This window comes from Pseudomonas sp. Q11 (assembly GCF_024494355.1).
In the GTDB taxonomy this organism is placed as follows: Bacteria; Pseudomonadota; Gammaproteobacteria; order Pseudomonadales; family Pseudomonadaceae; genus Aquipseudomonas; species Aquipseudomonas hefeiensis.
The window spans coordinates 118235-131953 of the sequence record NZ_JAKNQY010000011.1; the positions used below are offsets into that span (position 1 = coordinate 118235).

At 58.8% G+C, this 13719-nt stretch carries 13 protein-coding genes; 3 read left to right on the top strand and 10 right to left on the bottom strand.

What is annotated here, in order from left to right; all coding sequences use genetic code 11:
* Window positions 1–43 precede the first annotated feature (43 nt).
* Both dnaG and rpsU read right to left on the bottom strand, forming a co-directional pair.
* Window positions 44–2002, bottom strand: a complete 1959-nt coding sequence (gene dnaG, locus MA884_RS13920; RefSeq protein WP_256231069.1) for a DNA primase — start codon at window positions 2000–2002, stop codon at window positions 44–46.
* 477 nt (window positions 2003–2479) lie between these two features.
* Entirely contained in the window at window positions 2480–2695 is a 216-nt protein-coding gene (gene rpsU / locus MA884_RS13925; protein ID WP_002551877.1) for a 30S ribosomal protein S21, read from the bottom strand.
* A gap of 199 nt (window positions 2696–2894) precedes the next feature.
* Here rpsU and tsaD point away from each other — a divergent pair, with 199 nt between their 5' ends.
* Complete coding sequence (gene tsaD / locus MA884_RS13930) at window positions 2895–3920, top strand: tRNA (adenosine(37)-N6)-threonylcarbamoyltransferase complex transferase subunit TsaD (RefSeq protein WP_256231070.1); 1026 nt, start codon at window positions 2895–2897, stop codon at window positions 3918–3920.
* Window positions 3921–3930: 10 nt separating this feature from the next.
* On the opposite strand, the gene plsY is transcribed toward tsaD, so the two are convergent.
* Window positions 3931–4500: a glycerol-3-phosphate 1-O-acyltransferase PlsY gene (plsY, locus tag MA884_RS13935; RefSeq protein WP_256231071.1), complete on the bottom strand. Its 570-nt coding sequence runs from the start codon at window positions 4498–4500 to the stop codon at window positions 3931–3933.
* A 74-nt stretch (window positions 4501–4574) separates the two neighbouring features.
* Here plsY and folB point away from each other — a divergent pair, with 74 nt between their 5' ends.
* Together folB and folK are read left to right on the top strand one after the other, a co-directional pair.
* The gene (folB, locus tag MA884_RS13940; RefSeq protein ID WP_256231072.1) at window positions 4575–4928 is read left to right on the top strand and encodes a dihydroneopterin aldolase; all 354 of its coding nucleotides are present in this window, start codon (window positions 4575–4577) and stop codon (window positions 4926–4928) included.
* Window positions 4919–5458: a 2-amino-4-hydroxy-6-hydroxymethyldihydropteridine diphosphokinase gene (gene folK / locus MA884_RS13945; protein ID WP_256231073.1), complete on the top strand. Its 540-nt coding sequence runs from the start codon at window positions 4919–4921 to the stop codon at window positions 5456–5458. Before folB ends, folK begins: the two co-directional genes overlap by 10 nt.
* 91 nt (window positions 5459–5549) lie before the next feature.
* Here folK and MA884_RS13950 read toward each other — a convergent pair whose 3' ends face one another.
* The 7 genes from MA884_RS13950 to apaG form a co-directional block, all read right to left on the bottom strand.
* The gene (locus MA884_RS13950) at window positions 5550–6776 is read right to left on the bottom strand and encodes a multifunctional CCA addition/repair protein (protein ID WP_256231074.1); all 1227 of its coding nucleotides are present in this window, start codon (window positions 6774–6776) and stop codon (window positions 5550–5552) included.
* Between the two features lie 63 nt (window positions 6777–6839).
* Window positions 6840–8405, bottom strand: coding sequence for a SpoVR family protein (locus MA884_RS13955; protein WP_256231075.1), 1566 nt, complete (start codon window positions 8403–8405; stop codon window positions 6840–6842).
* Window positions 8402–9673: a YeaH/YhbH family protein gene (locus tag MA884_RS13960; RefSeq protein WP_256231076.1), complete on the bottom strand. Its 1272-nt coding sequence runs from the start codon at window positions 9671–9673 to the stop codon at window positions 8402–8404. Before MA884_RS13960 ends, MA884_RS13955 begins: the two co-directional genes overlap by 4 nt.
* A gap of 119 nt (window positions 9674–9792) precedes the next feature.
* On the bottom strand, window positions 9793–11715 hold the full coding sequence (locus MA884_RS13965; protein ID WP_047228075.1) for a PrkA family serine protein kinase: 1923 nt from the start codon (window positions 11713–11715) through the stop codon (window positions 9793–9795).
* A gap of 299 nt (window positions 11716–12014) precedes the next feature.
* Entirely contained in the window at window positions 12015–12344 is a 330-nt protein-coding gene (gene glpE / locus MA884_RS13970) for a thiosulfate sulfurtransferase GlpE (RefSeq protein ID WP_256231077.1), read from the bottom strand.
* A 33-nt stretch (window positions 12345–12377) separates the two neighbouring features.
* Window positions 12378–13256: a symmetrical bis(5'-nucleosyl)-tetraphosphatase gene (locus MA884_RS13975; RefSeq protein WP_256231078.1), complete on the bottom strand. Its 879-nt coding sequence runs from the start codon at window positions 13254–13256 to the stop codon at window positions 12378–12380.
* A complete protein-coding gene (apaG, locus tag MA884_RS13980; RefSeq protein ID WP_256231079.1) occupies window positions 13256–13636 on the bottom strand; it encodes a Co2+/Mg2+ efflux protein ApaG in 381 nt (126 codons plus the stop codon). The genes MA884_RS13975 and apaG overlap by 1 nt, the downstream gene beginning before the upstream one ends.
* Window positions 13637–13719: the final 83 nt, after the last annotated feature.

Genomic DNA, 13719 nt, shown 5'->3' on the forward strand with positions numbered 1-13719 from the left:
GGCGGGCAAAAAACAAGCCGAGGATTATACCTGAGCTGTGACCTCACGCGCCAGTTGAGGTCGGGTTTGATGCGCAAACATTGCGGCTGAGTAAGTCGCGCAATTGGTTTTTCTCTTCGCTGGTCAACTCGCTCTGGCGAGCTTTTCGCAGAAGTTGTTCCAGATTTCGCTCGCGTTGGCGGGCGGACAAGCTAGTAATGGTGTCGAAAAACTGTTGTTCAAGGTTGTCTCCATCAATCAGCCATTCCTTCTCGGCCAGGGCCTTCAACAGGCGTCCTTGTTCAGTGCCGTGCCACCGGGCGATCAACTGGAAAGAGTTTAGCTTGGGGTTCTTCTGCACGGCTTCAAGGAGTGCGATTAGCAATTGCGTATTGCTGTGGTCCTCGGCGGCGAAGTGCCCCGCGTCCTCGACTTTTCCAGCCAGTTGCGGGTGGTGCAGCAAAGTCCGCAGGGCGGCCAGTGTTGGTGGTTCGACGGCGGCCGGCACGCGCGGGGCACGTGGCTGGTCGCGATCGCCGCGCTTACCGTTTTTGTCCCAGGGTTTTTTGTCCCATTTCTTGCCGCCGCTGCCGGGTTTTTTCGGCGTCCATTCCTGCTGCGGCGCATAGTCCTGCTGAGGTTGATGATAGTCGGCGAAATCCGGCATCGCGTCGTAATCGATGCCCGGGTCGTAAGCCGGCGGCGCTTCCTGGGGGGCGCTGTGAACCAGCTGATTGACCGCTTCGCTGTTCAGGCCGGTGATTTCGGTCAGGCGCTGGCGCATCAGTGTGCGCAGGTTGGCGCCGGGTACCTTGTCGATCAGCGGTGCCGCGAGGGTGGCCATATGAGCCTTGCCTTCGAGGGACCGTGGATCGGCTTCTTCGGTCAACTGCTGGAAAAAATAATCGGCCAGCGGTTGCGCGTGCTGGTTGATCCGCGCACGGAATGCATCGGTTCCTTCGGAGCGCACCAAGGTGTCCGGGTCTTCGCCCTCGGGTAAAAACAGAAAGCGCGCTCGCCGCCCATCCTGCAGGCATGGCAACGTGGCTTCGAGTGCTCGCCAGGCGGCATTGCGGCCAGCCTGGTCGCCGTCGAAGCAGAACAACACGCTGGGCACGACGCGAAACAGGCGCTTCATGTGCTCTTCGCTGGTGGCGGTGCCTAAGGTCGCAACGGCATTGCGCAGACCTTGCTGGGCCAGGGCGATCACGTCCATGTAGCCTTCGACGACGATGATTTCGTCGAGGTTGCGGTTGTTCTTGCGTGCTTCGTACAGCCCGTAGAGTTCCTGTCCTTTATGGAATACCGGGGTTTCCGGGGAGTTCAGGTACTTGGGTTTGTCGTCGCCCAGGACCCTGCCGCCAAACGCGATGATCCGCCCGCGGGTGTCACGGATCGGGAACATTACCCGGTCGCGGAAGCGGTCGTAGCGCTTGCCGGTTTCGGCATTTTCTATCAGCAGGCCGGCGTCGATCATGGCGCGCTGCTGCAAGGTGTCGCTGCTTAAATGCTTGTAAAGATTGTCCCAGCCGGGCGGGGCAAAGCCTAGGCCGAAGTCCCGGGCGATTTCTCCGGTCAGGCCGCGGCCCTTGAGATAATCCACTGCCGCTTTGCGGGCAGGATGACTTTTGAGGGCCTGGCGATAAAAATCGGCCGCCGCGGTCAGTAGCGGATAGAGCGGCGAGTCGGTCGGTTGGCGCGGTTTGTGCGCTCGACCGCTTTCCTCGCGGGGAATTTCCATGCCGGCGGCTTTGGCCAGTTCTTCGACAGCCTGGGGAAAATCCAGGTTGTCGTGGTCCATGATGAAACCGAGGGCATTGCCACCAGCGCCACAGCCGAAGCAGTAATAAAACTGTTTGTCGGGGCTGACACTGAAGGAGGGGGTCTTTTCCTTATGGAACGGGCAGCAGGCCGTGTAGTTCTTGCCGGCTTTTTTCATTTGCAGGCGAGAGCTGACCACATCGACGATGTCGGTGCGGTTCAGGAGGTCGTCAATAAAGCTCTGGGGAATCAGCCCGGCCATGGCGTTCTCATCATCACTGCGCGAAATATGGACCCGAAATCAGCAGGCGTAACCGACTCTAGGTCTTGAGGCACGGTAAAACGGTGGCTCGACCGGGTCGTCTGCATCATCGCTGTCGGGAAGTGTATCTGCCGATAATCCACTGACGTTAATAACTAATCAGTTTTCGACTGTTTGAATATGTTGCGCTGAGTCCGGTAACGGCCGGTCGGGCCTCGGATCATCAGGCGGGCACGCAAGCAGGTGCCTTGGGCTGATCGTCGTTAGAGGAATCAGGGGTGTGCTCGTCAGTAGCCTTGGAAGGCTCGTCAGAAGAGACGTGCACCGCTGGCAAAAGAGCCAGGTCTGACGTGGTAAAGCAGGTCGTCTCGATCGCATGCGCGACGTTGACGGTGAAGCATCAAGCGTTTTCCGCAAATGCCATAAGCCCGGCTTGAAGGCCGGGCTTGGCAGAAGCTTGCTACGGACGTCTGTGTATTAGTACAGACGTACGGCGCGGCGCTGTTCGCGCTGAACTTTCTTGGCGTGACGCTTAACAGCGGCTGCTGCTTTGCGCTTACGCTCGGAAGTCGGCTTCTCGTAGAATTCGCGGCTACGAACTTCAGCCAGAACACCGGCTTTTTCGCAGGAGCGCTTGAAACGACGCAGTGCTACGTCGAAGGGTTCGTTCTCTTTTACTTTGACGGCTGGCATCCAGAGCTACCTTCATTCATTACCGGGGTCAACATCCTCGCGGCAAAAGAGCACTTGAAGACGTCGGTTTTTAAGGGTTGCGGATGTTAACCCCTCATCGCTCGGAATGCAAAGCCTCTGATCGAAAACCGCTGGTCGGGGCACAACGCGGCGACTATTATGCGCGCCTTCGAATTCAGCCTCTACAAGGCGCAAACCCATGCTAGTACTGGGATTAGAAACCTCCTGCGACGAAACCGGTGTCGCACTATACGACAGTGAACGCGGCCTGCTGGCCGATGCGCTGTTCAGCCAGATCGATCTGCACCGCGCCTATGGCGGCGTGGTGCCCGAACTGGCCTCCCGTGATCACGTCAAGCGCATGCTGCCCTTGATCCGCCAGGTCCTGGCCGAAGCCGGTTGTGTGCCGACCGAGATCGATGCCATTGCCTACACCGCCGGGCCGGGCCTGGTGGGCGCGCTGCTGGTGGGGGCCTCCTGCGCCCAGGCGCTGGCCTTTGCCTGGGGTATCCCGGCCCTGGGTGTGCATCACATGGAAGGCCATCTGCTGGCGCCGATGCTGGAGCCGCAACCGCCAGAGTTTCCGTTCGTCGCTTTGTTGGTCTCTGGCGGTCATACGCAGTTGGTCCGGGTCGATGGCATCGGCCAATACGAGTTGTTGGGGGAAACCCTGGACGACGCTGCCGGTGAAGCGTTCGACAAAACTGCGAAAATGATGGGCCTCAATTACCCGGGCGGTCCAGAAATCGCACGGTTGGCGGCCCAAGGGGTTGAAGGACGTTTTGTGTTTCCGCGTCCGATGTGTGACCGCCCCGGTCTGGATTTCAGCTTCAGCGGCCTGAAAACCTTCGCCCTGAACACCTGGCAGCAATGCGTCAGTGCCGCAGACGACGGCGAGCAAGCCCGTTGCGACATCTCGCTGGCGTTCCAGCAGGCGGTGGTGGAGACTTTGACCATCAAGTGCAAGCGTGCCCTGAAACAGGCCGGACTACAGCGTTTGGTGATCGCTGGCGGGGTCAGCGCGAACAAGGCTTTGCGCGTATCTCTGGAGAAGATGCTCGGCAGCATGAACGGCGACGTTTACTACGCCAGGCCGGAGTTCTGCACAGATAATGGTGCGATGATTGCCTTCGCCGGGTGCCAGCGTTTGCAAGCCGGCCAGCACGAAAGCCTGGCGATCAGCGTGCAGGCGCGCTGGCCCATGGAGCAGTTATCACCTCTGTAAGGCGCGCGGACTAAAAATGCCGTTCGCGCCCGGCAAACAGGTCGCGTAGATTGCCTCGGTGGCGCCAGACGATCAGTGCGACGAGTGCGGTCACCGGCAGCAAGACCGCCGGCTCCTGCCAGGCCAGCAACGGCAGGATCAGCGGTGTGGCGATCAGTGCGGCCAGGGAGCTGGTACGGGTCAGGTAGAACGTCAGCAGCCAGGCAGCGACGGCCAGCAGGGCAGCGGGTGGATACAGGCCCAGCAGCATGCCGGCGGCGGTGGCGACACCCTTGCCGCCGCGAAAGCGAAAGTACAGCGGGAACAAGTGACCGATGACGGCGCAGACACCAATCCAGGCCTGTTGCTGCAACGAAAGTCCTGCAAGATTGGCGATCAGAACCGGTACAAGGCCTTTGCAGAGGTCGCCAAGCAGGGTCAGGATGGCGAGTTTGCGGCCGGCCAGGCGCAGCATGTTGGTGGCGCCGGCATTGCCCGAGCCACTCATTCGCGGATCCGGGCGACCGGTCAGGCGGCTGAGCAAAATGGCGAAGGACAGCGAGCCGAGCAGGTAGGCGAGAGTCGCCAGTAACCAAAACATGCTAACTATTCCGGGCGAGGACGCCCTGATTCTAACGGCGCATTGCGCCCTTGTCGTGCTGCGGAGAAGAGTGCTTGGACAGAGTGTTTATCGAGGGCCTGGAAGTCGACACGGTCATTGGTGCCTACGACTGGGAGCGAGGCATCCGCCAGTGTCTGCGGCTTGATCTGAGTTTCGCTTGGGATAACCGTCCCGCCGCCGCAGGCGATGACCTGACCCTGGCGCTTGATTACGCCAGTGTATCGTCGCGCATCCAGGCGTTTGCCGAGCAAGCCCGATTCCAGTTGGTCGAGACCTTTGCCGAACGACTGGCTCAAGAGCTGATGGACGAGTTCAAGATTACCTGGCTGCGGCTGAAAGTGACCAAGCCTGGTGCTGTGCCGGCGGCCAGTGGTGTGGGTGTGGAGATCGAGCGCGGATGTCGCTGACTCAGGTTTTTCTCGGGCTCGGCAGCAATATCGAGCGCGAAACCCATTTGTGCGCGGGTCTTGAAGCCCTCGCCGGCTTCCTGGTGGACATACGCTGTTCGGCGGTGTTCGAGAGCCAGCCGGTGGGGATCAAGAGCGGGCCGTTTTTCAATTTCGTCGTGTCGGCCTTTACGGATCTGCCGCTGATGGAGCTGGACCGTCGCCTCAAGTTCATCGAGGCGGACAATGGTCGTTATGCCCCGGACCGCAAGGGGCTGCCGCTGGATATCGACGTGTTGTTGTATGGCGAGCAGGTCGGCAACTTCGACGGTTTGATCCTGCCCCGCGCCGAAATCCTCAAGAATGCCTTTGTCCTTTGGCCGTTGTCGTTGATTGCGCCCGATCGGATTCATCCTGGCGTAGGTAAAAACTTCGCTACGTTGTGGGATGAGTCGCAGATTGACCAGGTGCTGGCTCCGGTGGCTTTTGAGTGGCGGGGTGTACCGCTCACGCCTTTGGAGCTGCTGTCAGGCCTGACGTCATCGCGATGACCCTGAGCGCTCCGCGAAATCCTGTGGGCGCGAGCCTGCTCGCGATGGCGGCGGCCTATGCTCCCGAGATACAAGCCGACACAAAGCTCCGTCAGTTCGCCGCATCCTTGTACGCCTTCAATGCCCGAAGCCGCTCACGCTTGATCGCTTCCCCCAGTTCAGGTCCCTTGAAGCCTTTCTCCAGCAAGGGTTGCACCGCCACTCCGCGCGCAGCCACTGCTGCGCCGCGCAGATAATCCGCCTGTGGATAACTCCGATTCTCCAAGCCTTTGCGGCCACGAGCATCCATTTCGCACGCTGCGATGAACTCCTCAAAGCGCTGGGGGCGGCGATACACGTCAAAACTTTGCAACAGCTCAAGCAAAGTGGACGCCTTCAATTCGAGCGCACGATGACCATGGGTGTGGTATTGACCGACCAATAACGCCAGTTCCTGGCAGTCGCGTGGGGCCTTGAAACGTTCATTGACCGCCTTGATCAGCTTCAAGCCCTTGTGCTCATGGGCGATGTGTCGGGGCCATTCGTGTTCGGGCGTCAGACCTTTGCCCAGATCATGTAGTAGACACGCCCAACGGACAGTCAGTGGCTGTGCATGCAGTGCCGCCTGCTCCAGCACGCTGAGGGTGTGGGCGCCGGTGTCGATTTCAGGGTGATGGGCCTCGGGTTGCGGCACGCCAAACAGTGCATCAACCTCGGGCAACAAAACCTTGAGGGCTGTGCAATCGCGCAGGACCTGGATAAACACCTGTGGCTGGCTTTCCATGAGGGCGCGGGAGATTTCTTTCCAGCTACGTTCTGCGGTCAAGGCTTGCAATTCGCCAGAGTCGCTGAGCTGGCGCATCAGCTCAAGGGTTTCGTCCGCCACTTTGAAACCCAACGGAGCATAGCGTGCGGCAAAGCGGGCAACCCGCAAGACCCGGAGGGGATCTTCGGCGAACGCGGGAGAAACATGGCGAAGCAGGCGGGCTTCGAGGTCGCGCTGGCCGTTGTACGGGTCGGTAAGATTGCCATGGTCGTCTTCGGCCATGGCGTTGATCGTCAGGTCTCTGCGGATCAGGTCCTCTTCGAGGGTGACTTCGGGGCTGGCATGGAACACGAAGCCACCATAACCACGGCCACTTTTGCGTTCGGTGCGGGCGAGGGCGTATTCCTCACCGGTCTTGGGGTCGAGGAATACCGGAAAATCCGCCCCCACCGGGCGAAAGCCCTTGGCGAGCATGTCCTCGGCGCTAGCCCCCACCACGACCCAATCGATGTCAGTGACAGGAATGCCCAGCAGGCGATCGCGAACGGCGCCGCCGACTTTATAGATCTGCATAAAAAACCTCCGTTGGTCCGACAGGATAACCTTTGCGCCAGACGTTCGGAGGTGAAAACGGGGTCAAAGATGAATGACGGCCAAGTCCAGGCGGCCATAGTCTCCTTCGGTTTGTTCGGTTCTGGGCGGCACGTGATGGGTTTTCATCACCTGGTCGCCCTGCAAGGTTTCCAGGTGAATGTCGAACCCCCAGAGGCGGTGCAGGTGCTTGAGGACTTCGTCGGTTGAATCGCCCAGCGGTTTGCGATCGTGCGCCTGATGACGCAGCGTCAGCGAGCGATCGCCCCTGCGATCGATGCTGTAGATCTGAACGTTGGGCTCGCGATTGCCCAGGTTGTATTGTGCCGCCAGCGTCTCGCGGATGGTGCGATACCCGCTTTCATCATGGATAGCGGGCACCAACAGGTCATCCTTCTGGTCGTCATCGAGGATGCTGAACAGTTTCAGGTCGCGAATGACCTTGGGCGAGAGGTACTGCAGGATGAAGCTCTCATCCTTGAAGCTGCTCATCGCAAATTTAATGGCGGACAACCAGTCCGAGCCGGCAATGTCCGGGAACCAGCGCCGATCTTCCTCGGTAGGGTCTTCGCACATGCGCCGGATATCGCGATACATGGCAAAGCCCAGGGCGTAAGGATTGATGCCGCTGTAGTACGGGCTGTCGAAACCGGGCTGGAACACCACGCTGGTATGGGACGTGAGGAACTCCATCATGAAACCGTCAGTGACCAGGCCTTCGTCATACAGGTCGTTCATCAGCGTGTAATGCCAGAACGTGGCCCAACCCTCGTTCATGACCTGGGTCTGGCGCTGTGGATAAAAATACTGAGCGATCTTGCGCACGATGCGCACGATTTCCCGCTGCCACGGCTCCAGTAGCGGAGCGTGTTTTTCAATGAAGTAGAGGATGTTTTCCTGGGGTTCGGCAGGGAAGCGCGCGTTGTCTTTCTCGCTGTACTTGTCGGCGCCTTTGGGAATGGTGCGCCACAAATCGTTGATCTGCTTTTGCAGATGTTCTTCGCGGTCCTTTTGACGCCGGCGTTCCTCTTCGGCGGAAATCGGATACGGTCGTTTGTAGCGGTCCACGCCGTAGTTCATCAGCGCGTGGCAGGAGTCCAGCAGGTCTTCCACGGCGTCGATGCCGTGACGCTCCTCGCATTGCATGATGTATTGCTTGGCAAATACCAGGTAATCGATGATCGAGCTGGCATCGGTCCAGGTGCGAAACAGGTAGTTACCCTTGAAGAAGCTGTTGTGGCCGTAGCACGCATGGGCCACCACCAGCGCCTGCATGCAGATGGTGTTTTCTTCCATGAGGTAGGCGATGCAGGGGTCGGAGTTGATCACGATCTCGTAGGCCAGCCCCATTTGACCGCGGCTGTAGGATTTCTCGGTACTGAGGAAGTGTTTGCCGTAGGACCAGTGGTGATAGCCCAGCGGCATGCCGACCGACGCGTAGGCGTCCATCATTTGCTCGGCAGTGATCACCTCGATCTGGTTCGGGTAGGTGTCCAGGGCATAACGATCCGCGATACGGCTGATTTCTCGGTCGTAGGCCTGGATCAGCTCGAACGTCCATTCTGAGCCGGTGGAAATGGGCTGGCGTTTCTGCTCTTTTTTGGCGGTCATGTCACTAACCTGCGCTGGAAGAGTTCACGGAAGACCGGGTAGATATCCCCGGCCGAGACCAATTGCTGTTGGGCAAATGTGTCGGAAAACGCTTCGGCGATGCGTTCATATTCGTACCACAACGCCTGATGTTCCCGTGGAGTAATTTCCACATAGGTGTAGTACTGGACGAACGGCATGATCTGGTTGATCAGGATGTCGCGGCAAATGGGCGAATCATCGTTCCAGTTGTCGCCGTCGGATGCCTGGGCTGCATAGATGTTCCACTCATTGGCAGGGTAGCGTTCAGCCATGATTTCCTGCATCAGCTTCAGGGCACTGGAGACAATCGTGCCGCCGGTTTCCCGGGAATAGAAGAACTCCTCTTCGTCCACTTCCCTGGCGCTGGTGTGGTGGCGGATGAACACCACATCGATCTTGTCGTAGTTCCGTTTGAGGAACAGGTACAGCAGGATGAAGAACCGCTTGGCGATATCCTTGGTGGCCTGGGTCATGGAGCCCGACACGTCCATCAGGCAGAACATCACGGCCTTGGAGCTGGGGTTGGGTTGTTTCACCAGTAGGTTGTACTTGAGATCGAAAGTGTCGAGGAATGGCACACGGTGGATCCGTGCGCTAAGTTTTTCGATCTCCGCTTCCAGTTCTTGAATATCGCCAAAATTGTCGGGTTCTTCGCGCTTCAGACGGGCCAGTTCGTCCTTGGCTTCGCGCAATTTTGCCCGGCTGCTACCCGACAACGCGATGCGCCGCGCGTGGGCCGAACGAAGCGTGCGGATGATATTGATGCGCGACGGATTGCCTTCATTGCTGATGCCGGCGCGTACTGTCTTGAAGGTGTCGGTGCCGGTCAGGTTGCGCTTGACCAGGTTGGGTAGCTCCAGGTCCTCGAACATGAACTCAAGGAATTCCTCCTGGGTAATCTGGAACACAAACTCATCCATGCCCTCGCCGGAGTTGCCGGCCTTGCCCGGACCTCTCCCGCCACCTCCGCCTTGCGGACGTGGAATGTGTTCGCCGCTGGTGAATTCCTTGTTGCCGGGGTGCACGACGGTCTGTTTGCCGCCACGCCCGTGGTGAAGCACCGGCTCGTCGATGTCGCGTCCGGGGATGCTGATCTGCTCGCCATGTTCCATGTCGGTAATGGAGCGGCGGCTGACCGCCTCTTCAACGGCCTTCTTGATGTGGTCACGGTAACGCCGCAGAAACCGCTGGCGGTTCACCGTGCTCTTGTTCTTGCCATTTAGGCGTCGGTCGATCACATAGCTCATAGGTGGCCCTCTGGGCAGCTTCAAGTTGTGAGCTACAAGCTGCAAGTAGGCGCGGTGCCCCGGATATCAGGTTTACGCGCTTTTTTCTTGCAGCTTGTAGCTTGTAGCTTGCTACTGCCTCACTGCGATTTCCGGACCCGCAGGTACCACTCGGAGAGCAGGCGTACCTGTTTGTCGGTGTAGCCACGTTCGACCATGCGTGTGACGAAGTCGTTGTGTTTTTGCTGGTCCTCCTTGCTGGCCTTGGCGTTGAAGCTGATGACCGGCAACAGGTCTTCGGTGTTGGAGAACATCTTCTTCTCGATGACCACTCGCAGCTTTTCGTAGCTGAGCCAGGTCGGGTTCTTGCCGTTGTTGTTGGCCCGGGCTCGCAAGACAAAGTTGACGATTTCGTTGCGGAAATCCTTGGGATTGCTGATCCCGGCCGGTTTCTCGATTTTTTCCAGTTCCTCGTTCAACGCCACACGGTTGAGGATTTCGCCCGTTTCCGGATCGCGGTATTCCTGGTCCTGGATCCAGAAGTCCGCGTAAAGCACGTAGCGATCGAAGATGTTTTGCCCATATTCGCTGTAGGACTCCAGGTACGCGGTCTGGATTTCCTTGCCGATGAACTCGATATAACGCGGAGCCAGGTATTCCTTCAGGAAGCGCAGATAACGCTCGCGGGTTTCCGCCTGGAATTGTTCCTGCTCGATTTGCTGTTCCAGCACATACAGCAGGTGAACCGGGTTGGCGGCGATCTCGTGTGGATCGAAGTTGAATACCTTGGACAGGATCTTGAAGGCGAAGCGTGTGGACAGACCGTTCATCCCTTCATCGACCCCCGCGTTGTCGCGGTATTCCTGGATCGACTTGGCCTTCGGATCGGTGTCCTTGAGGTTTTCACCGTCATACACCCGCATCTTCGAATAGATGTTTGAGTTCTCCGGTTCCTTGAGGCGCGACAGCACGGTGAACTGGGCAAGCATTTTCAGCGTGTCAGGGGCGCAGTGGGCCTTGGACAGCGAGCTGTTGAACAGTAGTTTGTCGTAGATCTTCACCTCATCGGTGACTCGCAGGCAGTACGGCACCTTGACGATATAGATCCGGTCGATGAAGGCCTCGTTGTTCTTGTTGTTGCGGAAGGTGTGCCATTCCGACTCGTTGGAGTGCGCCAGCAGGATGCCGCTGAACGGAATCGCCCCCAGGCCCTCGGTGCTGTTGTAGTTGCCTTCCTGGGTTGCGGTCAGCAGGGGGTGCAGCACTTTGATGGGTGCCTTGAACATCTCGACGAATTCCATCAGGCCCTGGTTGGCCCGGCACAGCGCACCCGAATAGCTGTAGGCGTCGGCATCGTTCTGTGGAAACTCCTCCAGCTTGCGGATATCGACCTTGCCCACGAGGGCCGAAATGTCCTGGTTGTTTTCATCCCCCGGTTCGGTCTTGGCTACCGCGATCTGGTTGAGGATCGAAGGGTAGAGCTTGACCACCCGGAACTGGCTGATGTCACCACCGAACTCGGCCAGGCGCTTGGTGGCCCATGGCGACATGATGGTATTGAGGTAGCGGCGCGGAATGCCGAAGTCTTCTTCCAGAATCGCGCCATCTTCGGTGGCGTTGAACAGCCCCAGGGGGGATTCGAACACTGGCGAACCCTTGATGGCGTAGAAGGGCACCTTTTCGATCAGTTCCTTGAGCTTCTCGGCCAGGGACGATTTACCGCCGCCGACGGGACCAAGCAGGTACAGGATCTGTTTCTTCTCTTCCAGACCCTGAGCCGCGTGGCGGAAATAGGACACGATCTGGTCGATGCATTCTTCCATGCCATGGAAGTCCTGGAAGGTCGGATAGCGGCGAATCACTTTGTTGGAAAAGATCCGCGAAAGCCTCGAATTGGCCGAGGTATCCAGCAGTTCCGGTTCTCCGATTGCCAGCAACAGGCGTTCAGCAGCCGATGCGTAGGCGCTGCGGTCCTGTTTGCAGAGATCGAGGTATTCCTGCAGCGAGTATTCCTCCTGCCGCGTGGACTCGAAACGTTGCTGGAAGTGGCTAAAAATACTCATGACGTCACCTCGCTCGATACGTGGAGCCGGTGTCGGATCAATCAGTCGATGCTGGTCGGCCGCTGGGAACCCAGCTGCCGTTTACCCCCCAGAATGCTTTCAGAAATGCCGTCTCCTGAAAGCTGTCTCCCGATGAACCCGCGCGCCGGTGTACCGGCTCTCCCCTGTTTTGGATGGCCTGAGGCTAAGGATAGTTCGGAATCGGAGAGGTAAAGGTTGAATGCGTAATAAGTTGTGGCAGGCCGTTCGTCCGCCGTCACCCAAACCCGCGGTTCACGTGGGCTTGGGCGTCATAAAAATTATTCCGGGTTGCCTGGGGCTGTTTCTGCAGGATAAATCGTGCGCCACAGCTCAAAGCCGCCATCCAGGCTATAGACATCGGAGAAGCCTTGGCTGACCAGGTAAGCGGCTGCGCTTTGGCTGGAGTTGCCGTGATAACAGACCACCACCACGGGAGCATCGAGGTCCGCATTGCGGATGAATTCGGACAGGGAGTGGTTATCCAGATGGGTCGAGCCGCTTATGTGCAGGGCGGCGAATGTGGCCGGATCTCGAACGTCGACCACAACCGCGCCTGTTTCACGCAGGGCCTGGGCCTGTTCTGGGGGAATACGTTTAAATGCGGTCATTTAGGACTCCTGTAGCCTGACGCGCGGCACCGATCAAACGATGGTAGCGGTGGTTACTGATGCAATGGTCGAATGATGAAGGGGCTTGGTGTGACCCTGTTCGTCACACTCGCAACGCAGCTGCTCGCCCGAGTCGACGTTCATCAGCGTCATCGCGCTGCCCCACACGCAGCCGGTATCAAGGGCGAAAACCCCGGGTTCGTCGGATTGGCCCTCCAGTGCCGCCCAATGCCCGAAAATAATCTTCAGGTTACGGGTCTTGCGCTCTTTGTGTTTGAACCAAGGGGCATAGCCGGGTGGCGCGGTCTCGATGCCGTCCTTAGCCTTGAGGTCCAGCTTACCGTCGCGGGTGCAGAAACGCATGCGGGTGAAGTAGTTGGTGATGACTCGAAGACGAGCGGTGCCGGTGAGATCGTTATCCCATTTGACCGGCTCATTGCCGTACATGCCATCCAGGTAGGGGCCGAACAGGTTGTCGTCGCGCAGCGCTTGTTCGACTTCGCCGGCGCACTTGAGCGCCTTGCGCAAGGACCACTGGGGTGGGATACCGGCATGCACCAGCGCCAGGTTGCGCTGCTCGTCGTAGTGCATGAGTTTTTGCAGGCGCAGCCATTCCAGCAGCTCGACGCAATCGGGGGCATCGAGGATCTCGCTCAATGTGTCGGATTTTTTCAGGCGCTCGATGTTCTGCCAGGCGGCCAGCAGGTGCAGATCATGATTGCCGAGTACGCAGACCAGCGAATCACGGATGTTGTAGAGGAAACGCAAGGTCTCAAGCGATTGTGGGCCGCGATTGACCAGGTCGCCCACCAGCCACAGCGTGTCTTTCTGCGGGTCGAAGGCGACCCGTTCCAGCAGGCATTTGAGCGGGTCAAGGCAACCTTGCAGATCGCCGACCGCATACGTAGCCATCAGTGCAAGGCTCCGGGCACCGCCAGGCGAAAGGGCTTGATGATGGCGTCGAAGCGCATGCCGTCCTCTGCCAGCATCTGGTAGGTGCCCTGCATGGTGCCGACCTGGGTGGTCATCACCGTCCCGCTGCTGTAGCTATGGCTTTTCCCAGCCTCGATCAGCGGTTGCTGGCCGACCACGCCCTCGCCGCGCACATGCTCGACATGACCATCGCCGTCGGTGATGACCCAATGTCGCGACAGCAGCCTGGCCGGCAGTGAGCCGTTGTTGCTCACGGTAATGGTGTAGGCGAAGGCGAAACGGTTGTGCTCGGGTTGCGACTGTTCTGCCAGAAAGCGGGTGGCGACGCTGACGTCGACCTGATAACGAAGATCGGACATGCAAAAAAGGCCTTAAAAGCGAAGCGGGACGCGGGCGTAGCTGATGAGATCAGTCTAGGCCAAGTATCGGGTAGTAGACCAGA

What these genes read in the sequence shown, in the direction of transcription:
- dnaG (WP_256231069.1), bottom strand. Translation starts at nt 2,002, where the DNA reads ATGGCCGGGCTGATTCCCCAGAGCTTTATTGACGACCTCCTGAACCGC.
- rpsU (WP_002551877.1), bottom strand. Translation starts at nt 2,695, where the DNA reads ATGCCAGCCGTCAAAGTAAAAGAGAACGAACCCTTCGACGTAGCACTG.
- tsaD (WP_256231070.1), top strand. Translation starts at nt 2,895, where the DNA reads ATGCTAGTACTGGGATTAGAAACCTCCTGCGACGAAACCGGTGTCGCA.
- plsY (WP_256231071.1), bottom strand. Translation starts at nt 4,500, where the DNA reads ATGTTTTGGTTACTGGCGACTCTCGCCTACCTGCTCGGCTCGCTGTCC.
- folK (WP_256231073.1), top strand. Translation starts at nt 4,919, where the DNA reads ATGTCGCTGACTCAGGTTTTTCTCGGGCTCGGCAGCAATATCGAGCGC.
- MA884_RS13950 (WP_256231074.1), bottom strand. Translation starts at nt 6,776, where the DNA reads ATGCAGATCTATAAAGTCGGCGGCGCCGTTCGCGATCGCCTGCTGGGC.
- MA884_RS13955 (WP_256231075.1), bottom strand. Translation starts at nt 8,405, where the DNA reads ATGACCGCCAAAAAAGAGCAGAAACGCCAGCCCATTTCCACCGGCTCA.
- MA884_RS13960 (WP_256231076.1), bottom strand. Translation starts at nt 9,673, where the DNA reads ATGAGCTATGTGATCGACCGACGCCTAAATGGCAAGAACAAGAGCACG.
- MA884_RS13965 (WP_047228075.1), bottom strand. Translation starts at nt 11,715, where the DNA reads ATGAGTATTTTTAGCCACTTCCAGCAACGTTTCGAGTCCACGCGGCAG.
- glpE (WP_256231077.1), bottom strand. Translation starts at nt 12,344, where the DNA reads ATGACCGCATTTAAACGTATTCCCCCAGAACAGGCCCAGGCCCTGCGT.
- MA884_RS13975 (WP_256231078.1), bottom strand. Translation starts at nt 13,256, where the DNA reads ATGGCTACGTATGCGGTCGGCGATCTGCAAGGTTGCCTTGACCCGCTC.
- apaG (WP_256231079.1), bottom strand. Translation starts at nt 13,636, where the DNA reads ATGTCCGATCTTCGTTATCAGGTCGACGTCAGCGTCGCCACCCGCTTT.